Source organism: Nitrospirillum amazonense, assembly GCF_029594735.1.
Lineage (GTDB): Bacteria > Pseudomonadota > Alphaproteobacteria > Azospirillales > Azospirillaceae > Nitrospirillum > Nitrospirillum amazonense.
The window spans coordinates 1,782,285-1,807,426 of sequence record NZ_JARPAF010000004.1; the positions used below are offsets into that span (position 1 = coordinate 1,782,285).

Genomic DNA, 25,142 nt, shown 5'->3' on the forward strand with positions numbered 1-25,142 from the left:
GGCCAGGACTATCCCTCGCCAGCCGCACCGTCCTTGAGCTGGATCAATCGCTGGGCAATTTGTTTGGCCCCCGATTGATCCAGCTCAGCCGAAGGCCTGCAGCCCCGTCTGAGCCCGGCCAAGAACCAGGGCGTGGACGTCGTGGGTCCCCTCGTAGGTATTCACCGCCTCCAGGTTCAAGACATGGCGGATAACGGGGTACTCATCGGACACCCCGTTGCCGCCATGCATGTCGCGGGCGGCGCGGGCGATGTCCAGCGCCTTGCCGCAGTTGTTGCGCTTCATCAGGCTGATCATTTCCGGCGCCGCGCGGCCCTGGTCCATCAGCCGGCCCAGGCGCAAGGCGCCCTGCAAGCCCAGGGTGATTTCCGTTTGCATGTCGGCCAGCTTCTTCTGGATCAGCTGGGTCGCGGCCAGCGGCCGGCCGAAGGCGGTGCGAGTCAGGGTATAGTCGCGCGCCGCGAACCAGCAGGCCTCCGCAGCACCCATGGCGCCCCACGAGATGCCGTAGCGCGCCTTGTTCAGGCAGCCGAAGGGGCCTTTCAGTCCCACCACGCCGGGCAGCAGGGCCGTCTCCGGCACCATCACCCCGTCCATCACGATCTCGCCGGTAATGGAGGCACGCAAGGAGAACTTGCCCTCGATCTTGGGCGCCGACAGGCCGGTCATCCCCTTTTCCAGGATGAAGCCCCGGATCTGCCCCTCGTCGTCCTTGGCCCAGACGACGAAAACGTCGGCCACCGGTGCGTTGGTAATCCACATCTTGGATCCGGTCAGGACATAGCCATCGGCCACGCGGCGGGCCCGCGTCTTCATGGCGGCGGGATCGGACCCGGCGTCCGGTTCCGTCAGACCGAAGCAACCGATCAACGTGCCGGCCGACAGGCCGGGCAGGTAGCGCTGGCGCTGTTCCTCGCTGCCATAGGCGTGGATGGGATGCATGACCAGGGAAGACTGGACGCTCATGGCGGAGCGGTAGCCGCTGTCCACGCGTTCCACCTCACGCGCCACCAGGCCATAGCAGACATGGTTCACCCCGGCGCAGCCATAGCCGTCGATGGTCATGCCCAGCAGGCCCAGATCTCCCATCTCGGCCATGATGGCGGGGTCGAACACCTCATGCCGGAAGGCGTCGCGCACGCGGGGCGCCAACCGGTCCTGGCAGAAGGCGCGGGCGCTGTCGCGCACCTGCCGCTCCTCCGCCTCCAACTGGTCGTCCAGCAGCAGGGCGTCGTCCCATTGGAAGCCGCCCTTGCCCGCACTGTCGCTCGCCATGGGTCTTTCCCCTGATTGGTGGTCGTTGGATGGGCCGCATTGCAGGCGGGAAGCCACGGGCGGTCAAGATACTCCGTGAGTATCTGCATTATGCATTGCCCATTTCAATACACCTATCCCAAGGGCGCGATGCGTGTTGCAGTGCAAAACCTATGAGCAATGGCCTAGTCCATAGGGACAGGTTAAGTCTCGTTAAGATATTTCCCACCAATACGTTGATTTTATTTAGACAACCCCACTGGGCCAAGCTTTGGCACGCGGTCTGCTTATAACGGGACATGAACGAAACGGGCAAAAGCCCACTCGAACCGATAGGACCTTTCGCCATGATCCGCCGCACCGCCGCCGCCGCCCTGGTCGCCACCCTGGTTTCCGCCCCGGCCCTGGCCGACACCTCGGGCAGCATCAAGCTGAGCGGCACCGTGTCGCTGACCTGCACCGTGGCCGTCACCGACGCCGGCGCGCAGCTGAACATCCTGGCCGGTTCCAGCAACGTCGCCGTCGGCAGCGTGGTCGAGAACTGCAACGATGGCGCCGGTTACACCATCACCGTCGCCTCCGCCAACGGCGGCAGCCTGAAGTCTTCCGCGACGGGCGCCCAGCCGGTGACCTACACCACCAGCTATGATGGCACCAACGGCTCGGGCAACAGCTTCGCCGTCACCCGTTCCGGCGCCCAGTTCAACAAGACCGCGGCCGTCTCCGTGACCGTGCCCGCCAACGCCCAGGCCATCGCCGGCAGCTACAGCGACACCCTGACCATCACCATCGCCGGCAAGTAAGCCGCACACGGGGTACGATGGATGCGATACGGCCGACCCCATCGGCCGTATCGCTATTATATTTTGCAATTGCACAACGCTAAGACGCACTTGCGCCCATAAATGCATGTCGCAACGAAGCCAGAGCTGTACCGCCAGCACTCACGGCCAAGATGGAAAATTAATCATTATAAATCAATAATTTAACTCATTCTCTTGCGGCCCAGACCACTCTGGCACTGTCTTTGCTTTTAACCAATCATGAACCAAATGGGCAAAAGCCCATCGAACCGTTTAGAGGCCTGTCATGATCCGCCGCATCGCCGCTGTCGTCGCCAGCACCGCCTTGGCTTCCAGCCTTCTGGCCGCCCTACCCGCCAGTGCCGCCACCTCAGGCACGATCAAGCTGAATGCCACCGTCGCCCAGACCTGCACCGTGGCCGTCACCGATGCCGGCGCCACCCTGAACATCCTGTCGGGTTCCAGCAACGTCGCCGTCGGCAGCGTGGTCGAGAACTGCAACGACGGCGCCGGCTACACCATCACGGTTGCCTCCGCCAACAACGGCACGCTGAAGTCGTCCGCCACCGGTGCCCAGGCCATCAGCTACACCACCAGCTACGACGGCACCAACGGCTCCGGCGCCAGCTTCGCCGTCACCCGCTCCGGCGCCCAGTTCAACAAGACCTCCGCCGTTTCCGTGACCGTGCCCGCCAACGCCCAAGCCATCGCCGGCAGCTACAGCGACACGCTGACCATCACCATCGCCGGCAAGTAAGCCTGGCGATATCCCAACACCGAAAAGGGCGGTCCCGCGAGGGGCCGCCCTTTTTCATTGTGCATTTTCTGTCGGGATTAATCGTGGATAAATGCATGTGCTAATGCATTGACGTGGCGGCCAGTCCTAATCTTTGGGTTATTGCGCAACGCAACAATCTGGAAGAGATTAGTGTGACCTCTCATCGCAGCAAAGAAATTTATCTTTGTTTATCAAATGCATATGCGACATTTCCAGCGAGCGACAAATCTCGGCACGGCATGTGCTTATAACCAGGCATGAACCAACCGGGCCGCTGAAGCCGCCCACCGAACCGATAGGAACCTCATCATGATCCGCATCGCCGCCGCCGCCGCTGTTGTCGCCCTGTTCGCCGCCGCCCCCGCTTTCGCCGCCGCTGGCGCCTCGGGCACCATCCAGCTGAACAGCTCCGTCGCCCAGACCTGCACCGTGGCCGTCACCGATGCCGGTGCCACCCTGAACATCCTGTCCGGCTCCAGCAACGTCGCCGTCGGCAGCGTGGTCGAGAACTGCAACGACGGCGCCGGCTACACCATCACGGTTGCCTCTTCCAACAACGGCACGCTGAAGTCGTCCGCCACCGGTGCCAGCGCCATCAGCTACACCACCAGCTACGACGGCACCAACGGCTCTGGCGCCAGCTTCGCCGTCACCCGCTCCAGCGCCCAGTTCAACAAGACCTCCAACGTCTCCGTGACCGTGCCCGCCAACGCCCAGGCCATCGCCGGCAGCTATGCCGACACCCTGACCATCACCATCGCCGGCAAGTAAGCCGCCAGCGACGGTCACCCTCAGACCAAGGTTCGGGAGAGGGCGCCCCACGCCGGGGCGCCCTTTCGCGTGTCCGCCGTCTGGCGGACTGCAAATCCTAATGCATTGATTCAGCTGAGTTCCTAACCTTTCGCATGGTGCGTGACGCAACAGTGTTACCGGCGTGCCCTGGCACGCCTTCGTGGCGATAGGTCAGATAAATCAACACCATCAATTGGTTAACGGATTAATGCCGTCCCAGACCCGGTTCTGGCACCGTGATTGCTGTTACGTCTCACATCAAAGCAATCGGGCAACAAGCCCAGCCGAACCGATAGGAACCGTCGTCATGATCCGCTTCGCCGCCGCCCTGATCGCCGCCACCACCGTCGCCGCCGTCTCCCTGGCCGCCGCCCCCGCCTTCGCCGCCACGGCCGCCGCCTCCGGCACCATCCAGCTGAACAGCACCGTCGCCCAGACCTGCTCCGTCGCCGTCACCGACGCCGGCACCCAGCTGAACATCCTCACCGGCTCCAACGCCGTCACCGTCGGCAGCGTCGTCGAGACCTGCAACGATGGCGCCGGCTACCAGATCAGCGTCTCCTCCGCCAACGGCGGCACCCTGAAGTCCTCCGCCACCGGCGCCCAGCCCATCAGCTACACCCCCATCTACGACGGCCAGTCCAGCGGCAGCAGCGTCAACGTCGTCCGCTCCTCCGCCCAGTTCAACAAGACCGCAACCGTCGCCGTCACCGTCCCCGCCAACGCCCAGGCCATCGCCGGCAGCTACACCGACACCCTGACCATCACCATCCAGGGCCGCTGATCACACACCCAACAACCACACCGGTTCGGCTGACCATACGGCCCCGCCTGGATCTCCCGGGCGGGGCCGTCGCCGTTTTTGCGGTCGCAGCAAAAAGATACTGCGGTGCGGGCAATAAAAAACCCCGGCTGCCAGAAGGCGCCGGGGCTGAGTTTTCAGAAGGGAGGAAAACGCAACCAAGTTGCACCCCTGTTATCGCACCGAACTATGAATAATTCCTTTACCGCACCGCACACCGCACCCTTGGCGGCGGCCCTCGCGGCAACGGGCGCCCCTCTGTCCAAGCGGCAAACGATCCTGTAATATCAACGCGATCAGCCCTGGCGCGGCAATGACAAGGCCAACCCTGGACCGTCGCCGTAGACCCGGCGGACGGCCCAAGGGTGAAGAGAATTCGAGGTACCCCCTGCGGCCGGGGCTGGGGTGCGGGATTTCTTGGGAGGAAACGGAATGAACGGAACCGCCGGACGGCTCGTCTGGCTGATTGTGGCGCTCGTCGGCGCCGCATCGCTGGGTGTCGTCGCGCTGTCGCGCGGCGAAACCGTCAATGCGCTGTGGGTGGTTGTGGCGGCCTTGTGCACCTACACCATCGCCTATCGCTTCTACAGTCTGTACATCGCCAACACCGCCCTGAAGCTGGACGGCGGGCGCCCGACCCCGGCCATGCGCCACAATGACGGCCTGGATTACGTGCCCACGGACAAGTGGGTGCTGTTCGGCCACCACTTCGCCGCCATCGCCGGCGCCGGCCCGCTGGTGGGCCCCGTGCTGGCAGCGCAGATGGGCTATCTGCCCGGCACGTTGTGGATCCTGGTCGGCGTGGTGTTCGCCGGCGCCGTGCAGGACTTCATCATCCTGTTCGCCTCCACCCGCCGCGACGGCCGCTCGCTGGGCGACATGATCAAGTCCGAGATGGGCACGGTGCCGGGCGTCATCGCCCTGTTCGGCGTGCTGCTCATCATGATCATCCTGCTGGCCGTGCTGGCGCTGATCGTGGTCAAGGCCCTGGCCGGCAGCCCTTGGGGCACCTTCACCGTCTTCGCCACCATGCCGATCGCCGTGCTGATGGGCATCTACGGTCGCTTCATCCGTCCCGGCCGCGTGGGCGAGATGTCGGCCATCGGCCTGGTCCTGCTGCTGCTGGGCATCATGGGCGGCCAGTGGGTGGCGGAGGATCCCGCCTGGGCCGCCGCCTTCACCTTCAAGGGTGAGACGCTGGCCCTTATGCTGATCGCCTACGGCTTCATCGCCTCGGTCCTGCCGGTGTGGCTGCTGCTGGCGCCGCGCGACTACCTGTCGACCTTCCTCAAGATCGGCACCATCATCGCGCTGGCGGTCGGCATCCTGATCGTCATGCCCGAGTTGCACATGCCGGCGGTCAGCCGCTTCGTCGACGGCAGCGGCCCGGTCTTCTCCGGCCAGCTGTTCCCCTTCCTGTTCATCACCATCGCCTGCGGCTCGGTCTCGGGCTTCCACGCCCTGATCTCCTCGGGCACCACGCCCAAGATGCTGGAGACGGAGGCCCAGGCCCGCATGATCGGCTATGGCGCCATGCTGGCCGAAAGCTTCGTCGCCATCATGGCGCTGATCTCGGCCTGCGTGCTGCACCCCGGCGTCTATTTCGCCATGAACACGCCGGCCGGCGTCATCGGCACCACAGTGGACCAGGCGGCCCAGGTGGTGGGCAACTGGGGCTTCGCCATCACCCCAGACGAATTGGCCCAAGTGGCCAAGAACGTGGGCGAGACGACCATCCTCAGCCGCGCGGGCGGCGCCCCCACCCTGGCGGTGGGCATGTCGACCATCCTGTCCAGCCTGGTGGGTGGCCAGTCCATGACCGCCTTCTGGTACCACTTCGCCATCCTGTTCGAGGCCCTGTTCATCCTGACCACGGTCGACGCCGGCACCCGCGTCGCCCGCTTCATGATCCAGGACCTGCTGGGCACGGCGGTGCCGGCCCTGCGCGTGACCCAGAGCTGGGGCGCCAACCTGCTGGCCACGGCCATCGCCGTCGCCGGCTGGGGCTATTTCCTGTACCAGGGCGTGGTCGATCCGCTGGGCGGCATCAACACGCTGTGGCCCCTGTTCGGCATCTCCAACCAGATGCTGGCGGCCATCGCCCTGATGCTGGGCACCGTCATCCTGTTCAAGATGAAGCGGGAGAAGTTCGCCTGGGTCACCATCCTGCCCACCGTGTGGCTGGCCATCTGCACGCTGACCGCCGGCTGGCAGAAGCTGTTCGATGACAACCCGGCCGTGGGCTTCCTGGCGCACGCCAAGAAGTTCTCCACCGCGCTGGCCGACGGCAAGGTGCTGGCCCCGGCCAAGACGACGGAGGCCATGGCGCGGGTCATCACCAACGACTATGTCGACGCCACCCTGTGCGGCCTGTTCATGGCCGTGGTCGTGTCCATGCTGGTGTTCGGCATCCTGAACATCCGCAAGGCCCTGGCCAACCCGCGCGCCACGGCGCACGAGGTCGGGATCGGTGGGGCCGCCGTCGCCGCCGGGGACGACTGATGTCGGCACAAGCGCAAGCCCTTCCCTTCGCCAAGCTGGTGGCCCGCATGGCCAACCTGATGGTGGGGCTGCCGGACTATGACAGCTATGTAGAACACCGGCGCCTCAACCATCCGGACCAGCCGATCATGTCGCGGGAGGAATTCTTCCGCGAACGGCAGGAGGCGCGCTACAGCGGCAAGGTCGGCCGCTGTTGCTGAACCTGCCGGATTTGTTTACCGAGAGGGGGCCCTGACCGGCCCCCTCTTTCTTTGCCTGACGAAAGCCCCAGCATGCGCATCATCTCCGCCAACCTGAATGGCATCCGCTCCGCCACCACCAAGGGCTTCTTCGACTGGATGGCGGCCCAGGACGCCGACGTCGTCTGCGTGCAGGAGCTGAAGGCCCAGGCCGAGGACATGACGCCCCTGATGCTGGCGCCCAGCGACGCCGCCGGCGCCGCCTATCACGGCTATTTCCAGTATGCGGAGAAGAAGGGCTACAGCGGTGTGGGCGTCTACAGCCGCAAGGCGCCCGATCAGGTGATCCTGGGGCTGGGGCATGACGACATCGACGCCGAGGGCCGCTATGTCGAGGCGGTGTTCGGCGACCTGTCAGTCGTCTCGGTCTACCTGCCCTCAGGTTCCAGCGGGGAGCATCGGCAAGCCGCCAAGTTCGCCTTCATGGACCGCTTCCTGCCCCATATGGCGGCCCTGGCCCAGGCCGGCCGCCAGGTCATCCTCTGCGGCGACTGGAACATCGCCCACAAGGAGATCGACCTGAAGAACTGGAAGGGCAATCTGAAGAACTCCGGCTTCCTGCCGGAGGAGCGCGCCTGGCTGTCCCGCCTGTTCGATGAGCAGGGCTGGGTCGACGTCTATCGCCGCCTGTACCCCGAGGCGGGCGAGGAAGGCTATACGTGGTGGTCCAACCGGGGCCAGGCCTGGGCCAAGAACGTGGGCTGGCGCATCGACTACCAGATCGCCACCCCGGGCGTGGCCGCCACCGCCAAAAGCGCCGCCATCTACAAGGACCAGCGTTTCAGCGACCATGCGCCGCTGACGGTGGATTATCTTTAAGTTTTTCCTCAAACTCCGGCAGGCGCATCCGCGCCTTAGGTGGGATGAAAAAACCTCTTGAGCCGGACCCTGGGTCATACCCGCACCGTGCCTTATCGACGATGATCGGGGACAAGATGGTGCGGACGAGGGTGAACGGCATGGCCGGAAAGCGGATGGCGGAGCCGGTGCTGACGGCGGCGGAAGCCGCGGCGCGCACCGGCCTGACCATCCGGGCGCTGCGGGTCTATGAGGCGCGCGGCCTGCTGGACCCGCCGCGCACCGACAAGGGCTGGCGGCTGTACGGCCCGCGGGAGTTCCAGCGCCTGGGCATCATCCAGGCGCTGAAGTCCCTGGGCCTGTCGCTGGCCGAGATCGCCCGGGTTCTGGCCGGCGACACCCCATCGCTACGGCGCGTGCTGGAGGTGCAGGCCACCCTCTGGCGCGGGCGGCTGGCGGCGGCCCAGGCCGGCCTGGACCTGGTGGAACAGGCCCTGGCCCGTACGGGCATGTCCCGCCCCGGCACCACCCCGATCTCCGTCGATGACCTGTGCACCTTGATCCGGAGATTGGACATGAACACGATGCCTGAAACCCTGCGCACCGTCCTGGCCGAGGACTATACGGCCGAGGAACGCGCCACCCTGATGACGCCCCGGGGCGGTGAGGCGGCGGCAGCCGAGGGTACCCGCGCCTGGACGCAATTGATTGCCGACATCCAGGCCCTGCGCCAAGCCGGCGTGCCGGCCAGCGACGCCCGCGCGCAGGAGGCCGCCCGACGCTGGCAAAGCCTGGTCACCGCCTTCACCCAGGGCGACGGGACGGTGGCGCAGCGCACCGCCGGCCTGTGGCAGAAGGCGCTGGACCGCGACCCGCAAGGCCAGGGCCTGCCCTTCGACCAAGGCCTGTGGGACTATGTCGGTGCCGCCATGAAAGGAAGCCGGGCGTAGGCAATAGAAAACCCGCCCTGGCCGGCGCCGGGGCGGGCTTTCCTTGAGACTCAAGCGGGCTGGGATCAGCGCGCGGCCTTGGCCTGCGACAGGAAGCTGCTGCCGTCGTCCTGCCAGCCGCCGCCCAGCGCCTTGAACAGGCTGACGCTGGCCTGCACCCGCGACAGCTTCACCTGGGCCAGGGTGTCCTGGGTGGACAGCAGGGTGCGCTGGGTGTCCAGCAGGGTCTGCAGGTCGGTCAGGCCGCCGCGGTAGCGATCCTCGGCCAGTTCGAAGGCCCGCTGGCTCTGGGCCACGGCGTCCTTCTGCAGGCCGTACTGGTCCTGGTAGCGGTCGATGGAGTAGACGGCGCTTTCCACGTCGGACAGCGCGGACAGCGCGGCCTTGCGGTAATCCTCCGCCAGCTCCCGGTGCCGGCCCTCGGCCTGGTGCACCTGGCCCTCCAGACGGCCGCCGGAGAACAGGCTCTGCGCGATCTCGCCGCCCAGGCTGAACAGCAGGGTGGGGGCGTTCACCAGGTGGGCCAGGGTCGCCGCCTCGACGCCCGTGCTGGCGTTCAGGGTGACGGACGGCAGCATCTGGGTGCGCGCCACCTTGATGTCGGCACCGGCGGCGGCCAGCTGCGCCTCGGCAAAACGGATGTCGGGGCGGCGGGTCAGCAGTTCGGCCGGCACGCCGGTGCCCAGCGCCGGCGGCTGCACGTCGGCCAAGCCCTTGGCCTGCACGGTGAAGCCTTCGGGCGCACGGCCCAGCAGGATGGCCAGGGCGTTGAGCTGGGTGCGTTCCTGCTGCTCCAGGGCCGGGACGGCGGCGCGCTGGGTGGCGACGATGGAGCGCTGCTGCACCAGGTCCAGCTGGCTGTCGGCGCCGGCCTGCACGCGGGCATCGATCAGGGACAGCACATGCTCGGCATTTTCCAGGTTGCCGCGCGCGACCGCCAGGCGGTCGCGGATCGCCAGGATCTGGAAGTAGGTCGCGGCCACGTTGCTGCTGAGCGACAGGGCCACCGTCTCGCTGTCGAAGCGGCTGGCGTCCAGGCTGAACTGGGCGCTGTCGCGGGTGGCGCGGTTCTTGCCCCAGAAGTCGATCTCATAGCTGGCGGACAGCGAGGCCTGGTGCACGTTGCCGGCGTAGTCGCTCAGCGGCACGGCGCCGTTCAGGCCGGCGGCGGCCGAGCCCTTGATGTTACGGCTGCCGGAGCGGGTGCTGCTCAGCCCCAGCTGCACGCTGGGCCACAGCGAGGCGCCGGAGATTTCCGCCTGGGCCTCGGCCTGGGCGATGCGGGCAGCGGCGGCGCCCAGGTCGGGATTGTCGGCGCGGGCCTGTGCCAGCAGCTGGGTCAGTTCCGGCGAGTTGAAACCCGACCACCAATCGGTCGTCGGCCAAGCGGCGGCGTCGGTGGTGACGGCCACCGTCTGGGTGGTGCCGTCCTTCGCACCGCCCTGGGTGGAGGTGGCATCCCAGTGGGACGGCATCACCAGGGACTTGGCCGGGTCGGCCGGGGTTTCCCCGTCCAGCGCGCAGGCCGCCAGCATCAGCGGCAGGAAGGCGACGGCCAGGCGACGGGTGGCGAGGCGGCGGAACCAGGAGGTGGAAGCAAGGGTACGCGACGTGGACATCGTGGAAACCTTCGATCCGGCAAAACGGTTTCGTGCCCCTCGCGCGCGGAAACGGCGCAGGGGCTGGGCAGATAGGACGCGTGTCAGAGGGAAGCGGCGTGCGCCAGGCCGATCGGGTTGGCCCCCCGCCCCTGCCCTGCGCACCCGACCCGGTGCAATCGTGCCGTTGTTTAAGGCAAACCCCGATCGCGTCTCAGTGACGCGGCGCACATGGATTAACGCGGGCGCACAATAGTGGCGCATGCCACTGTTGCGTTCAGCGGATCAGCAGGCGGTTGAAGACGAAACCCAGCACACCCACGCCGCCGATGATGGCGGCCATGGGCCAGGGCGTGCCGTCGGCCAGCCAGCCCACCAGGGTGCCGACCACGGCGCCGGTGACGAACTGGGTTGACCCCATGAGGGCCGAGGCCGTGCCCGCCATGTGCGGGTATGAGGCCAGGGCGCCCGCCGTGGCATTGGCGCCGATCAGGCCGGTGAAGGCCATGAACAGGAACAGGCCCGCGACGATGCCCCACAAGCCACCCGCGCCGGTGTGGCCGGCGATGGCGAGACCGATGCCGAACAGGGCAATGCAGGCCGATCCCCAGGCGAGCAGGCGATCCGTGCCCAGGCGCAGCACCAACCGGCTGTTGATCATGTTGACGATGATCATGCCGACGATGTTGAGGCCGAACAGCAGGCCGTACAGGCGGGCGGGCACCTGGAAATAGTCGATGTACACGAAGGGCGTGCCGGCGATGTAGGCGAACATGCCGCCATAGATCATCGCGGACGTCAGGGCGTAGCCCAGGAAACGGCCGCTGATCATCAGCTGGCCATAGCTGCGCAGCTGGGCCAGCCCGTTGGACCGCGCCCGCAAGGCCGGGTTCAGGGTCTCATGCTGGCTGATCAGGCCCACCATGGCCACCAGGCCGAAGCCCGCCTGCACCCAGAAGATGGCCCGCCAGTCCAGGTAGGCCAGCACCTGGCCGCCCAGCAGCGGGGCGGCCATAGGGGCGACACCCATGACCAGCATCATCATGGAGAAGACGCTGGCGGCGCGGTCACGGTCGAACACGTCGCGCACCATGGCGCGGGCCAGAACCGGCGCGGCGCCGGCGCCCGCCGCCTGGATGGCGCGGCACAGGCTGAGGGTGGTGATGTCCTGCGCGGCGGCGCAGCCGGCGCTGCCCGCCAGATACAGCAGGATCCCCACCAGGATAGGCCCGCGGCGGCCGAAACGGTCGCCCAGAGGCCCCCAGAACAGCTGGCACAGGCCGAAGGCCAGGAAGAAGGCGGTGAGCGACGATTCAACCCCGGCCTGCGTGACCCCCAGGTCCCGGGCGATCTGCGGCATGGCCGGAAGGTACATGTCGACCGACATGGAGCCGAAGGACATCAGCATGGCCAGCATGGCGACAAAGCCCACGCCACGCTGCGTCAGCAGCCCAGCGCCCCGGCGCCTGCCCGCATCCACGGCCCCCGAGACCGCGGAGATCCCCATCGACGCACCGCCGGCGATCGCCGATCCCGAGGCCACCTGTTCCACCGCCACCTTCAGCTCCTTGAGCGGTGCGCCCGCCCCCAACCACGCCATTGAGCATGTGCAACAATGATGGCCACAGCCGGGCCGCTAACCAATCCGGCCTTTGTGCGGATCAGCCCCGCGCCGGACGACGGGCGGCGGCGTCACCGCCATTTCCCAAGATAGCCATTTCCCAAAATATAAGGCCGGAGGCCCCGGTCCCCCGGCGCCTCCGGCCTTTCGCGATCGCCTCCGGCGCCCGACGTCGGCGCCCGATTGGCTTAATAGTGGTCGTAATAATCGTGATGCCAATAGTGGTGGTGATAAGGACGTTCCTCAATCACGCAGCCGGACAGTCCGGCCAGCACCATCCCGGCCAGGACCAGCCGGGTCAGAATGGAACGGGATCGATCAGACATGATGTATCTCCGGACTATCGGGCCGCGCCCTGGGCGTGTCCCGTGGGGCTATCGGCATGGGAAAAATCTGGCAGCCAAATGCGACAACAAGACGGCGGCTGCTGGGCATGATCGGGTTCATGCCGTGGCACGCTGACGCAGGGAAAGCGCCGCGGAGTGCGCAGCAGAACGCCCGGCCCATCGCTGGACCGGGCGCCTGGCAAGCCCGCAAATGCTTATGCCGATGCTTCCCGCCTGGGGACGGGGTCAGTGGTGGACGAACCCGCCGCCGTGTCCGCCCCAGTGACCACCGCCCCAATGACCACCACCCCAGTGGCCGCCTCCCCAGTGGCCGCCAGACCAGCCCCCGTAGTGGCCATGCCAGTAACCATGGCCCCAGCCGTAATACGGGTAATAGCCGCCGATGCCGACGTAATAAGGATAGGCGCCGTAATAGCCGTAGCCGTCGTAGTAAGGGTAGGTGGAATAGGCGTAGGGGCCCGAATAGACCGGCGTGGCGTAGTAGCCGTCGGCCACGCAGCCCGACAGGGCCAGAAGCGCCGCGCCAGCCGCCAGGCCTTTCAACGCCAGGAAGGGCCAGCGGCGTTTCGGGGCCGTGGATGGCCCGGTCGTCAGCGCGGTGTTGCCAGGCAAGGACATGGTTCGTGCACTCCCTGAGGGGGATCGTGCGGCGGGCGAGGATGGGGTCGGCCCTGGGATCGGCGGTGGTCGGCCCCGGCATGCGACCCGGGCACACATCCTGTTACATCAAGCAAATGAGCGCTCGGCCCCGCCGCCGCAAGACCCGGGCGCCGCAAGGCTGGCGTGCCGCCCATGCGCGCAGGGTTGCGGCCGATGGTTGCCCGCCAACGGTGGCGGGAAAGCGGTGGCGCGGCCTGCGCACTGGTGTCCGGCGACGGTTTGCGGTATCTGGCAGCACAGATACCCCTTCTTTCAGCCTTGAGACATCACGACGATGAGCCAGTGCCATTGCGGCAGCGCCCGCGCCTATGAAGATTGCTGCGGCCCCTATCACGCGGGCACCGCCCTGCCGCCCACGGCCGAGGCGCTGATGCGCTCGCGCTATTCCGCCTTCATCGTGCACAACATTGACTACCTGCAGAGCACCCTGCTGCCGGAGACGGCGGAGGACTTCAACCGCGAAGAGACCGAGCAGTGGGCCCGCGACAGCACGTGGCAGGGCCTGGAAGTGCGGTGGACCGAGGCCGGCGGCCCCGAGGACGATACCGGCAAGGTGGAGTTCGTCGCCCGCTTCAACTTCGAGGGCAAGGACTACCTGCACCACGAGACCAGCCGCTTCGAGAAGCGCGACGGCCGCTGGTACTATGTCGACGGCGCCATGGGCCCACGCCCGCGCACGGCGGAGAAGGTCGGCCGCAACGACCCCTGCCCCTGCGGCAGCGGCAAGAAGTATAAGAAGTGCCACGGCGCCTGAGCCGCCTGGCGTTCACGCGATTGCCCCCCGCCAGGCGAAGCCCGGCGGGGGTTTCGATTCCAGCCATGAGGATCGGGTTCAGTCGTCGTCCTCCCTGCCGCCCCGGCAGAACCGGTCGGATTGCTGTTGGTAAAGCGCCATGGGGTCGAGGCCCAGGGCGGCGCGGCGCGCCGCCAGCCCATCGGGATCACTGACCTCGCTCATGACCCAGGTTTTGGTGGCGGGGTCGCACCGTCCCTGGGTGCCGTACAGTTGCGGGTGCTGGTTGGACACGGCGTTGCGATCGAACAGATAGGCGTATTGCACCGCCGGGCTCTTCCCCGCGTCAACCGCCGCTTTGACTGCAACCAACACGGCCGCCTGAAGGTCGGGATCGGTGCGGCCCGAGTGCTGCGCCACCAGCCACGCCCCCGTCGCCGCGCGACGCCCCCAGTCAACCTCGGCCGGCCAGCCGACCGCGTCCATGAGCCGTCGCAGCCGCCGGCGATCATAGGTGTCAGCCGCCCGCATGCGCGGGCCCAGCGCCTGCCAGCAGGCCTGCACCTCCACCCTGGGCAAGGTGTTACAATTAGGGAAGGCGCGGACCATCTGGTCCATGTCCCAGATCAGCCACAGCTCACCTTCCACGCAGGCTGGGGCGGTAAGCGGGCAAGCGTCGGCGTTTAGAGCCGTCTGCGCCCGGACCAGCAGCGAGTCCACCTGCGCCTTGCTGGGCATGTCGCCGCGGGCCCGAAGGCCATCGACCATGCCCACGGAACCTTGCCCACCGCCAGGGCCCTGCGCCAAAAACGTGTTGTCGTGGGCGATCCGGGCGCGGATGGCCTCCACCTGGTTGCGATAATTGGACACCAGGGCCGCGCGTTCCGTTTCACAGGCGGCGTCATCGCACGCCGCATGGCTGACCGTGAAAACGGCGGTCGTGGCGAAGGCGGCGATCCCCACGGCGCAGACGATTTCGGCCGGGTCGCAGGTGTGGTCGTCCAACGCCGCCTGCGACCGTGCCATGTAGGCCGCGGCCTGAGGCGCCGCCTGAGCCAAAGACCCGGTGGTCTGGGGCTGGATGAAGACCGCACCGGCCGGCGCCACCGCCAGCATCACGCCCATAGCCAGCAAAACGCCACCGCATCCACGCCGCATCGCGCCCCCCACAAATGGAATATGCCGTTGCTTATACTATCAGCGCCTGCGGTACCCGGCGCGTCCTAACGTCGCTTCGTCCCGTCTTCGGACTTTGGGCCGACATGGCTGTCACGGGGCGGGTAACCCGTCCGACGCTTGCTGGCAGTTCGCTTTTCATGCGACCGTCGCGGACGATAAAACCAGGCGAGGAGATGGGCCCATGCTTATCCCTGTGCTTATCGTGCGGGACATGGCGGAGGCGCTGACGTTCCTCACCCAGGTGCTCGACTTCAACCTGGTCCGGAGCTTTCCGGCAGAAGCGCCATTTTACGCCCTTCTGAACAGGGGCATGGACGAATTGCACCTCAACCTCACCCCGGACGGGCGATACGGCCGCGCGTCGACCATCGTTCTCTGTGACGATGTCGACGGGCTGTTCGCATCCTTCACGGCGCGTGGCCTGGTGGTACCGACGAGAGCGAATTCACCGGTGCATGAGGGGCCACTGGATCAGACCTGGGGCACGCGCGAGGTCTATATCGACGATCCCAGCGGCAACACCTTCATCTTCCAGCAGCGCTAGCGCCGCTTCATCACCCGCCGGTTCACGTCCGGGTCGAAATGGCTGTCGCGGGGCAGCCAGGGCTGGCGCGGCGTATGGGGGGAGGAGTGGACGTTGTACTGGGCCGTCAGGATCAGGCGGCGGCCGCCGCGGGGCAGCTGCCCCTTGTGGAAGCCGAAGGTATCAGCCAGGAAGCGGGTGCCGGCCGGCCCGGTCACCGTCGCCACCTTGTCGGCGCCGAAGACACGGTGCACCACCTCGTCCGACAAGGCTTTGCCCACCGCCAGGCGGGGGTCGCGGTGACTGCCACGCACAAAGACATGGGGGCCGTCCTCCTCCCCCACGTCGGTCAGGTAGAAGAACAGCTTGAAGCCCTTCAGCGAGTCCCAGTCGCGATGATAGCGCTGAGTGCCCTTGGCCGACGGACGGTCGCCGTAGGACCACCAGCAGCCGATGTTGTCCAGCACCGGCTTGCAGCCCAGGTACAGTTCCGCCACGTCCAGGATGGTGGGATCGTTCAGCAGCGCCAGCACATGGGGGGCGGCCAGGATGTCCTGTACCGCGTAATAGCCCATGTTGGTCTCATCGCTGGCCGGCTGATCCCAGGGGAAGGTCCCCAGGTGGGGCCGGAAAGGGTCGCTGCACCGCACACCCTGGAAATAGGCGCGGATCTCCGCCGCCACCTCGCCATCCAGGGCCGGCAGGGGCACCAGGCCCTGCCAGGCCAAGTCGCGCGCCCAGGACCGGGCCTGGTTCGTGGGCCGAGGCCAAGGCGACTTGGGCTGGAAGAAGGCCACGACGGCGGCGGCGACATCACGCGCCCGCGGCGTCCAGATCATGGGCAGCAGGTCATAGATGGCCAGCCGCCGGTCGATTTGCGCCCGTTCCAGGAAGACGCGCCAGGAGGGGATGCGGGTACGCCAGCGCTCCACCAAACTGATGTCGCCCTCCCGAGATCCCGTCACCGCTTGTTCCCCCTTCACCGTCTGGTTCCGCCCGCGCTCAGGGCAGCAGGACGGGGCGGCCATCGGCCTTGTAGACCACGCCCCCCTTCATGACAAACCGCACCTGTTCCATCAACTCCAGATGGCTCAGCGGATCGCCGGTCACGGCGATCAGGTCGGCATAGCGGCCCGGCTGCACCGTGCCGATGCGGTCCGTGGCACCGATCAGGTCGGCGGCATTGCGGGTGGCGAAGGCCAGCGCGTCGGCCGGGGTCACGCCCGCCTCGGCCAGCAGGGCGAATTCCCGGGCGTGGTCGCCCTCGCCGATGTCGGTGCCGTAGGCGATCTTCACCCCCGCCTTGTAGGCCAGCGGCAGGTTGCGCTTCGGGATCGCGTCGTTGGCCAGTTCCTTTTCCGCCGTGCCGGGGGGCAGCAGCTCAGGATGTTCCTGCGCCGCCTTCATGAACACGTCGTAGACGGTCAGCGTCGGCACCAGGTAGGTGCCGTGGGCCTTCATGGCCTTCACCGCGTCGGCATCGGCGAAGGAACCGTGCTCGATGGAATCGACGCCGGCGTTCACTGTGTTGATGATGGCCTGGGCGGGGTAGGTGTGGGCCGCCACCTTCATGCCCAGCGCGTGGGCGGTGTCGATGGCGGCCTTGATCTCCTCATTCGTCATCAGTTGGGCGCGGGGGTCGTCGCCGGTGCTGGCGATGCCGCCCGACGGCATGATCTTGATGACGTCGGCGCCCCGCTTGTGATGCTCCCGCACCCGCAGCCGGGCCATGTCCGGCGTATCAACGATGCCGTTCTGCCAGTCGGGATGGTGCAGGCGGGAGTCGAAGCCGTTGGACGGGTCGCCATGGCCACCGGTGGGGCCCAGCGGTTCCAGCGACACCCACAGGCGCGGGCCCGGCACCTTGCCGTCATTGATAGCGTTGCGCAGCGACACCGTGTCGTCCCCGCCGCCTACGTCGCGCGCGCTGGTGAAGCCCTGCAGCAGCATGGCGCGGGCGAAGATGGCGCCGTCCAGCACCGCGTCCACGGCGGTGTGGGTCATCATGTCCTCCACCGCGTTGGCCTGGCTGGGCAGCTTGGACGAGATGTGGACGTGACAGTCGATCAGGCCCGGCAGCACCGTCTGGTCCTTCAGGTCGACGACCGTGGCGCCGGGATGGGCGACGTAGCCGGCCTCCACCGCCGCCACCTTGCCCTCGTGCACCACGATGGTGACCTGGCGGCGGAGGGTGAAGGTGACGCCGTCGATCAGCGCCCCGGCATAGACCACGGTGTCGTGCGGCGCCTCGGCCGCCCGCGCGCCCACCATCATCGCCGTGGACGCCAGCAGCGCCGCCACCGCGGCGCACGTCCCCATCAAGCCCCTCATCCCCATGCCCTTTCTGCCGGTCGCCCATCTTTGTGGGGCCGCCCGTTCCGGCGGCGGCCCTTGGTGCAACGGTATCCGGCCCGGCCCCGGTCCGGCAACGGCCATTGCCAAAGGGGCCGCGTTCATGTGTTTTACCGGTGCCACCAAAGCGAGAACCCGAGGTCCGTCCGACGCCCATGTCCGCCGCGCCGTCCCCCTTCGTCCACATCCGCGACGCCAACGCCGCCGATCTGCCGCGAATCGTGGCCATCCTGAACGAGGCCATCGTCCATACCACCGCGATATGGAGCCTGGAGCCCACCTCGGTGGCGGAGCGTGCCGCCTGGCTGGCCGAGCGCCAGTCCAAGGGACAGCCCGTGCTGGTGGCCACACCCGGCCCCGACGCGCCGCCGGGCGAGGTGCTGGGCTTCGCCACATATGGGGAGTTCCGCGCCCGCAGCGGCTATCAGCACACGGTGGAGAATTCGCTGTACGTGGATGAGGCGGCGCGGGGCCGGGGCATCGGCACCGCCCTGCTGTCCGCCCTGCTGGCGCGGGCGACGGCCACCGGCCTGCATGTCATGATCGCGGGGATAGAGGCCAGCAACCTGACCAGCATCCGCCTGCACCAGCGCTATGGCTTCAGCGAGACCGGGCGCCTGCCCCAAGTGGGGCGCAAATTCGACCGCTGGTTGGATTTGGTGTTCCTGCAGAAAATCCTGAACTGACCCTTTCCCATTCCCATCCTGACCAGACGCGAAACACGCCCATGGAAATCCACGCCCCGGAAGGCCCCATCCAATCCCTGAAGGACTTCGCCATCCATATCGGCGTGGTCACCATCGGCATCCTTATCGCGCTGGGCCTGGAACAGGCGGTGGAGGCCTATCATCGCCATGAATTGGCGCGGCAGGCGGTGGAAAGCTTCCATGCCGAGCTGGCGGAGAATCGCAAGGCGGTGCAGGAGGTCATGGCCGAGGTCGCCGGGCACAGTAGCCGGGCGGAGGAAGACATCGCCCTGCTGACCGCCTGGCAGCAAGGCAAAGGGACAGCGGGCGCGGAGCTTAAGTACCCCGGCATCCGCCTGGACCTGATGTCCAGCGCAAGCTGGGATGCCGCCATCGCCACCCAGGCCCTGGGTGAACTGCCCTACGACGAGGTGCGCCGCTACGCCGAAGCCTATGCCGGCTTCCGCCTGTTCACAGAGCAGGAGAAGGCGCAGCTGGCGGAATGGCAGGACATGCGCCTGTTCGGCACCGATCCCGCCCAGATGAGCCCCGCCCAGCGCCAGACCCTGATCGAACGGCTGCGCCACTATCAAAACTACGTCATCGTCCTGGCCTTGGCCGGCAAGGGCGCCCTGGCGGCGGCCGACCGCGCGCTGGAAACCCCCAAGAGCCATTGATCCGGCGGTGGCAAGGTCAGGGCTGCCGCTTCAGCGCCAGCTTGAACATGGTGGACCAGCCGTCCTTGGTCTGGGCCTCGCTCCACGCCTCATATGATGCGGGCTCACCATCGCCGGTCCCTTGCGGGGTCCAGCGCACGCGATAGGTCATGGCTTGGCCCTCCGCCACATACTGGGTGGCGGGGAAGACCAGGGCGCCGCCCTCGGCCGTCACCGTGCCGTGACTGATGCCGCCCTGGTTCTCGATGTAGAGGTATTCCACCCGCTTGGCCGCCGGGTCCCAATAGTATGTCGTTTCGCCCACATAGTCCGGCTGGCCGGGCGTGCGCACCGTGTGGGTGTCGCGCAGGGCCTTGCCTTCATACAGCCAGGCGAAGCAGTGGGTATCGGTACGCTGGCCGCCGGGGAATTCACCCCTCCAGCAATGGCCGGCGAGAAAGGCCATGGGCTTCAGACCCGGCGCCGGATCGGCGAACGCGGCCATCGACACGCCCCCGATGGCGCCCAAGGCCATACCCACCGCCAACCTGCGCATGATGCATTCCCCCACGACGATCCGGCGCCACCCTGCCGCCTACAGCCTTAGGCGGCAAGGACGCAAGGGGATGGGATGGATGCCCGCCGTTAATATGACCGTCAGCCGGTGGGCGGCCCGATATAGCTGGACAGGCCCCGGATGTTCTCATCCACCACCAGGCGGTGGTTCAAGGGCGGGAAGGCCCGCTGCGTACAGTCCAGGCGCGGGCACAGGCGGCAGTTGGTGCCGACCGGCGTGGCCTGCGCGCCGGCCAGGTCGATGCCGTCGGCATAGATCAGCTGGTGCGCCTGCGTCGCCTCGCACCCCAGGCTGAGGGCGAACTGGCGCGGCACGCTTTTCCACCCGCCGGCCTTGCTGAGGGTGCGGGCAATGGCGAAATAGCTGGTGCCGTCCGGCATGCGCATCAGCTGAGTCAGGATCTGGCCCGGGTTGCGGAAGGCCTGGTGCACGGTCCAGCGCGGGCAACCGCCGCCGAAGCGGGCCATGTGGAAGCCAGGCACGGCGCTGAACCGCTTGGAAATGTTGCCCGCCGGATCCACCCGCACCAGGAAGAAGGGGACGCCCTTGGCCCCCGGCCGCTGCAAGGTCGTCAGCCGGTGGCAGACCTGCTCGAAGCTGGCGACGAAACGGTGCATCAGCACCTCGATGTCATAGCGGGCGGACTTGGCCGCCTCCAGGAAGCGGCCATAGGGCATCATGACGGCAGCGGCGAAGTAGCCCGCCAGGACGATGCGGGCCAGCTGACGCGAGTCCTCGCTGGCCATGGTGGCCTTTTCCACCGTGGCCGACAGCAGGTCGCGGTGGCGCATCAGGGCCACCTGCACCGCCAGCTGGAAGGTGCGCCCCGCCGGCGGCAGCATTTCCGAGATCAGCACGCGGCGGGAATGGCGGTCGTAGCGGCGCACCGTCTCGCCCATCACCTCCACCGGCATCAGCTTGACCGTCAGGCCGTGGGCCTTCTGCACGAAACGGGCGAGGGAACCATAGAGGTCGGCCGAATCCAGGTCCCCGTCGAACCACAGCGTTTCCGCCGCCAGCTCCAGCTCGGGAAAATGGTTGTTCTGGTCCTGGAAGAACTCCCCCACCTCATCCTGGGCGAACTGCTGGCCGGCCGCCTGGGGGTGCTGGCGGTCGCGGTCATCCACCTTTTCCGCCAGCGCCTGGATATCCTCCCGCGCCTCGAGATAGGCGCGGTAAAGGGTGACGACCGCCTGGCCCAGGCCGGGGGCGACCGCCGCCAATTCCTTCATGTCCTGGTTCTTGATGTCGGTATGGTCGAACAGCGGGTCGGCGAACACCTCGCGCAGGCCCGCCACCAGCCGCACCTCGTCATCCTCGGCGAAGGTGGCGAGGTCCACGTCGAAGGTCTGGCCGATCTTCAGCAGCAGCGCCACGGTCAGCGGCCGCTGATTCCCCTCGATCAGGTTCAGATAGGAGGGGGAGATGGCCAGCATCTCCGCCATCTGGGCCTGGGTCAGGTGCAGGTCGCGACGCAGGCGGCGCACCTTGTGGCCCAGCATCGCCTTCTTTTCCGCCATCGCCCGCCACCCCCTCCCATCCGGTCCCGTGGCGGCCTGTTCAGACGGGGTCTTAGCCCTGCCGCCACTTGGTTCCCACCCCTTCAGCACTGCGCCGGAAAGGTAAGTGAATTTACAAACTTTACAAGTTTTCACTTACCGACATTACAAGAGATTACATCGTTACCACTTTTCAATCAAAGACTTATTGATCCAGTTTACCAAATCGCCAAGTCTAATGCAGTGCAGTGAACGCGACGGACGCAGTGCGAAACAGGCGAACGCCGGCGGTCACGGGAACATCATCAGGTCGGCCGGAACCATCATGGTTCCAACCCCGCTCAAAAGGCCGTCCGACGTCTTGAATGAAAGGAATTAGGCGATCATGGCTCCGCTGGATCAAGGCACCACCCCCACCGACCTGAAGGCGCTGCATGCCCGCCGCTTCGACGGTGTGAAGCGCGACTACACCATGGAGGACGTGAAGCGCCTGTCCGGCACGGTGAAGATCGAATACACCCTGGCCGAACTGGGCGCCCGCCGCCTGTGGGAACTGTTGCACACCCGCCCCTATGTCCACAGCCTCGGCGCCTTCACCGGCAACCAGGCGGTGCAGATGGCCAAGGCTGGCCTGGAGGCGATCTATCTGTCCGGCTGGCAGGTCGCGGCGGACGCCAACCTGGCGGGCCAGATGTACCCGGACCAGAGCCTGTACCCGGCCAACTCGGTCCCCAGCGTCGTGAAGCGCATCAACAACGCCCTGCTGCGCGCCGACCAGATTTCCCATTCCGAGGGCAAGGACGACATCAACTGGATGGTGCCCATCGTCGCCGACGCCGAGGCTGGCTTTGGCGGCCCGCTGAACGCCCATGAGCTGATGAAGTCCATGATCGAGGCCGGCGCCGCCGCCGTCCATTTCGAGGACCAGCTGGCGTCGGAAAAGAAGTGCGGCCACCTGGGCGGCAAGGTGCTGATCCCCATCCAGCAGTTCATCCGCATCCTGAACGCCGCCCGCCTGGGCGCCGACGTCTCCGGCACCAGCACCCTGGTGGTTGCCCGCACCGACGCGGAAAGCGCGCAGCTGATCACGTCCGACGTGGATGAGCGCGACCATCCCTTCATCGACCGCAACGACCGCACGCCGGAAGGCTTCTTCCGCATCCGCAAGGGCATGGGCGTCGATTACTGCATCGCCCGCGGCCTGGCCTACGCCCCCTATGCCGACCTGCTGTGGTGGGAAACGTCCAAGCCCAACCTGGATGACGCCCGCCGTTTCGCCGAGGCCGTGCACAAGCAGTTCCCGGGCAAGCTGCTGGCCTACAACTGCTCGCCCAGCTTCAACTGGCGCGCCAACCTGGACGAGGCGACCATCGCCCGCTTCCAGCAAGAGCTGGGCGCCATGGGCTACAAGTTCCAGTTCATCACCCTGGCGGGCTTCCACTCGCTGAACTACGCCACCTTCGAGCTGGCGCGCGGCTATAAGGAGCGCGGCATGGCCGCCTTCTCCGAGTTGCAGCAGAAGGAATTCGCCGCCGTGGAGCACGGCTTCACCGCGGTGAAGCACCAGCGCGAGGTGGGCACCGGCTACTTCGACGCCGTGTCCATGGCCATCACCGGCGGCACCAGCAGCACCACCGCCATGAAGGACTCGACCGAGACCGACCAGTTCCACTGATCGTCTCCGTCCCCGGAATGGGGTGACTCCCAGGGAAGGCCGACGCACCGTTCGCCTGGAAGCACCCTTCGGGCGGCGGCGGGAATAAACGACGCTGGAGCGTCCCGCCGCCGCCCGGTTTTCCCCTCCGGATTTCCCTCCGGATTTCACCGAATTCCAACGCGTCCACGAGATCGGCAGGGGATGGCCCATTCCATCCCCTGCCCTGGCAAGGGTGCGGCGACGGGGTTTGAACGACGCTGGAGCGTCCCGCCGCCGCACCCCTGCCCCCTTAAATCACCGCCTCCGAGGGCCTGAGCCTATCCGCGACAGGCCCCCTGATCTGAAGGGAGAGGTATCATGCCTGACGCTCTGCTCGCCCCCTCGGCCCCCCGCCTGTCCCCGGATGCCCCGGTAGGCCGTATCGAGATCCGCGCCGCGTCCAAGCCCGGCTATGATGTCCTCCTGACCCCCGCCGCCCTGGCCTTTGTGGCCGACCTGGAACGCCGCTTCGGCTGGCGCCGGCGCTATCTGCTGGAAAAGCGGGTGGAGCGCCAGGCCCGTCTGGACGCGGGTGAGAAGCCGGCCTTCAACCCCGCCTGCGGCTATGCCCGGCACGAGGAATGGACGGTCGAGCCGCAGCCGGCCGACCTGCGCGACCGCCGGGTGGAGATCACCGGCCCCGTCGAGCGCAAGATGATCATCAACGCGCTGAATTCAGGCGCGCAGGTGTTCATGGCCGATTTCGAGGACAGCAACGCCCCCACCTGGGCCAACGTCATGGATGGCCAAGTCAACCTGCGCGACGCCATTCGCCGCACCATCACCCATACCGATCCCGTGTCGGGCAAGAGCTATGCCCTGAATGACAAGGTCGCGGTGCTGATGGTCCGCCCCCGCGGCTGGCACCTGGAGGAAAAGCACGTGCTGATCGACGGCCGGCCCGTGTCGGCCGCGCTGTTCGACTTCGGCCTCTATTTCTTCCACAACGCCCGCGAACTGTTGGCCAGGGGCAGCGGTCCCTATTTCTACCTGCCCAAGATCGAGGGCCGGGCCGAGGCGCGCCTGTGGAACGATGTGTTCCTGCATGCCCAGGAATGCCTGGACCTGCCCCCCGGCACCATCAAGGCGACGGTGCTGATCGAAAGCATCCTGGCGGCCTTCGAGATGGATGAGATCCTGTATGAGCTGCGCTGCCATTCCGCCGGCCTGAACTGCGGCCGCTGGGATTACATCTTCAGCTTCATCAAGAAATTCCGGAACGATCCCGACGCCCTGCTGCCCGACCGCGCGGCCGTCACCATGGACAAGGCCTTCCTGAATGCCTACTCCCGCCTGGCGGTGAAGACCTGCCACCGCCGCGGCGCCCCGGCCATTGGCGGCATGGCGGCCTACATCCCGGTGAAGGACGATCCCGTCGCCAACGCCCGCGCCTTCGCCCAGGTGCGGGCGGACAAGGAACGGGAGGCCCGCAACGGCCATGACGGCACCTGGGTGGCCCATCCGGCGCTGGTGCCGGTAGCGCGCGAAGTGTTCGACGACCTGATGCGCACCCCCAACCAGATCCACGCCACCTGCCACGACGTGCGGGTGACGGCGGAGGATTTGCTGGCCATCCCCCAGGGCCCGCGCACCGAGGCCGGCCTGCGCCAGAACGTGGCGGTGGGCATCGGCTATATCGAGGCCTGGCTGCGCGGCCAGGGTTGCGTGCCCCTGTTCAACCTGATGGAGGACGCGGCCACGGCGGAGATCAGCCGCGCCCAGGTCTGGCAGTGGCTGCGCCACGGCGCCAAGCTGGACGACGGCCGCACCGTCGACCATGCCCTGGTGGAACGCATCATCGAGGAGGAACTGGCCGCCTGGATCGGCCGCGTGGGTGAGGTGGCCCTGGCTCACAGCCGGCATGAGGAGGCGGCGCGCCTGTTCTCCGACCTGGTGTTCCAGCACCGCTTCGCCGAATTCCTGACCCTGCCGGCCTATGATCGGCTGATGGAGACAGGTTCCTGAGTTCCCGGGGAGAGGGAGGAACGCCCAAGCAAAAGGGCGAAGACCGCGGGGAAAGGCCGGCGCCCGGATGGATGCCGGCCTTCCTTGTTGGCCTGCTTTCCTTGTTTGGTCCCCTCGGCGTTTGGTCCCCTC

24 protein-coding genes are annotated in these 25,142 nt (G+C 67.0%); 14 read left to right on the top strand and 10 right to left on the bottom strand.

Features of this window, described 5'->3' with window-relative positions; translation table 11 throughout:
- Positions 1–84: 84 nt before the first annotated feature.
- Positions 85–1,275 (bottom strand): acyl-CoA dehydrogenase, encoded by a 1,191-nt coding sequence (locus P5F91_RS28535; protein ID WP_277908917.1) that lies wholly within the window; start codon positions 1,273–1,275, stop codon positions 85–87.
- 326 nt (positions 1,276–1,601) lie between these two features.
- Here P5F91_RS28535 and P5F91_RS28540 point away from each other — a divergent pair, with 326 nt between their 5' ends.
- The 8 genes from P5F91_RS28540 (at position 1,602) to P5F91_RS28575 (ending at position 8,918) form a co-directional block, all read left to right on the top strand.
- Positions 1,602–2,057, top strand: a complete 456-nt coding sequence (locus tag P5F91_RS28540) for a Csu type fimbrial protein (protein WP_277908918.1) — start codon at positions 1,602–1,604, stop codon at positions 2,055–2,057.
- A gap of 286 nt (positions 2,058–2,343) precedes the next feature.
- Complete coding sequence (locus P5F91_RS28545) at positions 2,344–2,814, top strand: spore coat protein U domain-containing protein (protein WP_145608908.1); 471 nt, start codon at positions 2,344–2,346, stop codon at positions 2,812–2,814.
- Positions 2,815–3,144: 330 nt separating this feature from the next.
- Positions 3,145–3,606 carry a Csu type fimbrial protein gene (locus P5F91_RS28550; RefSeq protein WP_145608907.1) on the top strand — a complete coding sequence of 154 codons (462 nt, stop codon included), beginning with the start codon at positions 3,145–3,147 and terminating at the stop codon, positions 3,604–3,606.
- Between the two features lie 328 nt (positions 3,607–3,934).
- Positions 3,935–4,411 (top strand): spore coat protein U domain-containing protein, encoded by a 477-nt coding sequence (locus P5F91_RS28555; RefSeq protein ID WP_186454566.1) that lies wholly within the window; start codon positions 3,935–3,937, stop codon positions 4,409–4,411.
- Positions 4,412–4,861: 450 nt separating this feature from the next.
- Positions 4,862–6,931 (top strand): carbon starvation CstA family protein, encoded by a 2,070-nt coding sequence (locus P5F91_RS28560; protein WP_145608906.1) that lies wholly within the window; start codon positions 4,862–4,864, stop codon positions 6,929–6,931.
- The gene (locus tag P5F91_RS28565; RefSeq protein WP_040845606.1) at positions 6,931–7,131 is read left to right on the top strand and encodes a YbdD/YjiX family protein; all 201 of its coding nucleotides are present in this window, start codon (positions 6,931–6,933) and stop codon (positions 7,129–7,131) included. Before P5F91_RS28560 ends, P5F91_RS28565 begins: the two co-directional genes overlap by 1 nt.
- A gap of 72 nt (positions 7,132–7,203) precedes the next feature.
- Complete coding sequence (locus P5F91_RS28570) at positions 7,204–7,989, top strand: exodeoxyribonuclease III (protein ID WP_145608905.1); 786 nt, start codon at positions 7,204–7,206, stop codon at positions 7,987–7,989.
- 140 nt (positions 7,990–8,129) lie between these two features.
- On the top strand, positions 8,130–8,918 hold the full coding sequence (locus P5F91_RS28575) for a MerR family transcriptional regulator (protein ID WP_277908919.1): 789 nt from the start codon (positions 8,130–8,132) through the stop codon (positions 8,916–8,918).
- Between the two features lie 65 nt (positions 8,919–8,983).
- Here P5F91_RS28575 and P5F91_RS28580 read toward each other — a convergent pair whose 3' ends face one another.
- The 4 genes from P5F91_RS28580 to P5F91_RS28595 all read right to left on the bottom strand — a co-directional run bounded on the left by P5F91_RS28580 (position 8,984) and on the right by P5F91_RS28595 (position 13,102).
- Positions 8,984–10,537 carry an efflux transporter outer membrane subunit gene (locus P5F91_RS28580; protein ID WP_186454546.1) on the bottom strand — a complete coding sequence of 518 codons (1,554 nt, stop codon included), beginning with the start codon at positions 10,535–10,537 and terminating at the stop codon, positions 8,984–8,986.
- A 256-nt stretch (positions 10,538–10,793) separates the two neighbouring features.
- Positions 10,794–12,023: a Bcr/CflA family multidrug efflux MFS transporter gene (locus tag P5F91_RS28585; protein WP_277908920.1), complete on the bottom strand. Its 1,230-nt coding sequence runs from the start codon at positions 12,021–12,023 to the stop codon at positions 10,794–10,796.
- 302 nt (positions 12,024–12,325) lie between these two features.
- Positions 12,326–12,463, bottom strand: coding sequence for a hypothetical protein (locus P5F91_RS28590; RefSeq protein ID WP_157999424.1), 138 nt, complete (start codon positions 12,461–12,463; stop codon positions 12,326–12,328).
- A 246-nt stretch (positions 12,464–12,709) separates the two neighbouring features.
- The gene (locus P5F91_RS28595; protein ID WP_277908921.1) at positions 12,710–13,102 is read right to left on the bottom strand and encodes a hypothetical protein; all 393 of its coding nucleotides are present in this window, start codon (positions 13,100–13,102) and stop codon (positions 12,710–12,712) included.
- A 316-nt stretch (positions 13,103–13,418) separates the two neighbouring features.
- On the opposite strand from P5F91_RS28595, the gene P5F91_RS28600 reads away from it, so the two are divergent.
- Positions 13,419–13,898, top strand: a complete 480-nt coding sequence (locus P5F91_RS28600; RefSeq protein WP_145608903.1) for a YchJ family protein — start codon at positions 13,419–13,421, stop codon at positions 13,896–13,898.
- Between the two features lie 78 nt (positions 13,899–13,976).
- On the opposite strand, the gene P5F91_RS28605 is transcribed toward P5F91_RS28600, so the two are convergent.
- Positions 13,977–15,035, bottom strand: coding sequence for a DUF6624 domain-containing protein (locus P5F91_RS28605; protein ID WP_186454545.1), 1,059 nt, complete (start codon positions 15,033–15,035; stop codon positions 13,977–13,979).
- A gap of 202 nt (positions 15,036–15,237) precedes the next feature.
- Between P5F91_RS28605 and P5F91_RS28610 the strand changes: the two genes are divergently transcribed.
- On the top strand, positions 15,238–15,600 hold the full coding sequence (locus P5F91_RS28610) for a VOC family protein (protein ID WP_186454544.1): 363 nt from the start codon (positions 15,238–15,240) through the stop codon (positions 15,598–15,600).
- Here P5F91_RS28610 and P5F91_RS28615 read toward each other — a convergent pair.
- Complete coding sequence (locus P5F91_RS28615) at positions 15,597–16,544, bottom strand: phytanoyl-CoA dioxygenase family protein (protein WP_145608900.1); 948 nt, start codon at positions 16,542–16,544, stop codon at positions 15,597–15,599. The two genes, P5F91_RS28610 and P5F91_RS28615, sit on opposite strands and share 4 nt — an antisense overlap.
- A gap of 37 nt (positions 16,545–16,581) precedes the next feature.
- Entirely contained in the window at positions 16,582–17,898 is a 1,317-nt protein-coding gene (locus P5F91_RS28620; RefSeq protein WP_145608899.1) for a metal-dependent hydrolase family protein, read from the bottom strand.
- A gap of 188 nt (positions 17,899–18,086) precedes the next feature.
- On the opposite strand from P5F91_RS28620, the gene P5F91_RS28625 reads away from it, so the two are divergent.
- Positions 18,087–18,617 carry a GNAT family N-acetyltransferase gene (locus P5F91_RS28625; protein ID WP_145608898.1) on the top strand — a complete coding sequence of 177 codons (531 nt, stop codon included), beginning with the start codon at positions 18,087–18,089 and terminating at the stop codon, positions 18,615–18,617.
- A 41-nt stretch (positions 18,618–18,658) separates the two neighbouring features.
- Complete coding sequence (locus P5F91_RS28630; RefSeq protein WP_145608897.1) at positions 18,659–19,294, top strand: hypothetical protein; 636 nt, start codon at positions 18,659–18,661, stop codon at positions 19,292–19,294.
- 16 nt (positions 19,295–19,310) lie between these two features.
- On the opposite strand, the gene P5F91_RS28635 is transcribed toward P5F91_RS28630, so the two are convergent.
- Positions 19,311–19,829 carry a hypothetical protein gene (locus tag P5F91_RS28635; protein ID WP_277908922.1) on the bottom strand — a complete coding sequence of 173 codons (519 nt, stop codon included), beginning with the start codon at positions 19,827–19,829 and terminating at the stop codon, positions 19,311–19,313.
- A 101-nt stretch (positions 19,830–19,930) separates the two neighbouring features.
- Complete coding sequence (locus P5F91_RS28640; protein ID WP_277908923.1) at positions 19,931–21,370, bottom strand: helix-turn-helix domain-containing protein; 1,440 nt, start codon at positions 21,368–21,370, stop codon at positions 19,931–19,933.
- Between the two features lie 364 nt (positions 21,371–21,734).
- Here P5F91_RS28640 and aceA point away from each other — a divergent pair, with 364 nt between their 5' ends.
- Complete coding sequence (gene aceA / locus P5F91_RS28645; protein ID WP_145608894.1) at positions 21,735–23,024, top strand: isocitrate lyase; 1,290 nt, start codon at positions 21,735–21,737, stop codon at positions 23,022–23,024.
- A 339-nt stretch (positions 23,025–23,363) separates the two neighbouring features.
- The gene (gene aceB / locus P5F91_RS28650; protein WP_277908924.1) at positions 23,364–25,010 is read left to right on the top strand and encodes a malate synthase A; all 1,647 of its coding nucleotides are present in this window, start codon (positions 23,364–23,366) and stop codon (positions 25,008–25,010) included.
- Positions 25,011–25,142 lie beyond the last annotated feature (132 nt).

Excerpts from the sequence above, each read along its gene's own strand:
- P5F91_RS28535 (WP_277908917.1), bottom strand. The coding sequence starts at position 1,275 with ATGGCGAGCGACAGTGCGGGCAAGGGCGGCTTCCAATGGGACGACGCC.
- P5F91_RS28540 (WP_277908918.1), top strand. The coding sequence starts at position 1,602 with ATGATCCGCCGCACCGCCGCCGCCGCCCTGGTCGCCACCCTGGTTTCC.
- P5F91_RS28545 (WP_145608908.1), top strand. The coding sequence starts at position 2,344 with ATGATCCGCCGCATCGCCGCTGTCGTCGCCAGCACCGCCTTGGCTTCC.
- P5F91_RS28550 (WP_145608907.1), top strand. The coding sequence starts at position 3,145 with ATGATCCGCATCGCCGCCGCCGCCGCTGTTGTCGCCCTGTTCGCCGCC.
- P5F91_RS28555 (WP_186454566.1), top strand. The coding sequence starts at position 3,935 with ATGATCCGCTTCGCCGCCGCCCTGATCGCCGCCACCACCGTCGCCGCC.
- P5F91_RS28560 (WP_145608906.1), top strand. The coding sequence starts at position 4,862 with ATGAACGGAACCGCCGGACGGCTCGTCTGGCTGATTGTGGCGCTCGTC.
- P5F91_RS28565 (WP_040845606.1), top strand. The coding sequence starts at position 6,931 with ATGTCGGCACAAGCGCAAGCCCTTCCCTTCGCCAAGCTGGTGGCCCGC.
- P5F91_RS28570 (WP_145608905.1), top strand. The coding sequence starts at position 7,204 with ATGCGCATCATCTCCGCCAACCTGAATGGCATCCGCTCCGCCACCACC.
- P5F91_RS28575 (WP_277908919.1), top strand. The coding sequence starts at position 8,130 with ATGGCCGGAAAGCGGATGGCGGAGCCGGTGCTGACGGCGGCGGAAGCC.
- P5F91_RS28580 (WP_186454546.1), bottom strand. The coding sequence starts at position 10,537 with ATGTCCACGTCGCGTACCCTTGCTTCCACCTCCTGGTTCCGCCGCCTC.
- P5F91_RS28585 (WP_277908920.1), bottom strand. The coding sequence starts at position 12,023 with ATGGGGATCTCCGCGGTCTCGGGGGCCGTGGATGCGGGCAGGCGCCGG.
- P5F91_RS28590 (WP_157999424.1), bottom strand. The coding sequence starts at position 12,463 with ATGTCTGATCGATCCCGTTCCATTCTGACCCGGCTGGTCCTGGCCGGG.
- P5F91_RS28595 (WP_277908921.1), bottom strand. The coding sequence starts at position 13,102 with ATGTCCTTGCCTGGCAACACCGCGCTGACGACCGGGCCATCCACGGCC.
- P5F91_RS28600 (WP_145608903.1), top strand. The coding sequence starts at position 13,419 with ATGAGCCAGTGCCATTGCGGCAGCGCCCGCGCCTATGAAGATTGCTGC.
- P5F91_RS28605 (WP_186454545.1), bottom strand. The coding sequence starts at position 15,035 with ATGCGGCGTGGATGCGGTGGCGTTTTGCTGGCTATGGGCGTGATGCTG.
- P5F91_RS28610 (WP_186454544.1), top strand. The coding sequence starts at position 15,238 with ATGCTTATCCCTGTGCTTATCGTGCGGGACATGGCGGAGGCGCTGACG.
- P5F91_RS28620 (WP_145608899.1), bottom strand. The coding sequence starts at position 17,898 with ATGGGGACGTGCGCCGCGGTGGCGGCGCTGCTGGCGTCCACGGCGATG.
- P5F91_RS28625 (WP_145608898.1), top strand. The coding sequence starts at position 18,087 with ATGTCCGCCGCGCCGTCCCCCTTCGTCCACATCCGCGACGCCAACGCC.
- P5F91_RS28630 (WP_145608897.1), top strand. The coding sequence starts at position 18,659 with ATGGAAATCCACGCCCCGGAAGGCCCCATCCAATCCCTGAAGGACTTC.
- P5F91_RS28635 (WP_277908922.1), bottom strand. The coding sequence starts at position 19,829 with ATGCGCAGGTTGGCGGTGGGTATGGCCTTGGGCGCCATCGGGGGCGTG.
- P5F91_RS28640 (WP_277908923.1), bottom strand. The coding sequence starts at position 21,370 with ATGGCGGAAAAGAAGGCGATGCTGGGCCACAAGGTGCGCCGCCTGCGT.
- aceA (WP_145608894.1), top strand. The coding sequence starts at position 21,735 with ATGGCTCCGCTGGATCAAGGCACCACCCCCACCGACCTGAAGGCGCTG.
- aceB (WP_277908924.1), top strand. The coding sequence starts at position 23,364 with ATGCCTGACGCTCTGCTCGCCCCCTCGGCCCCCCGCCTGTCCCCGGAT.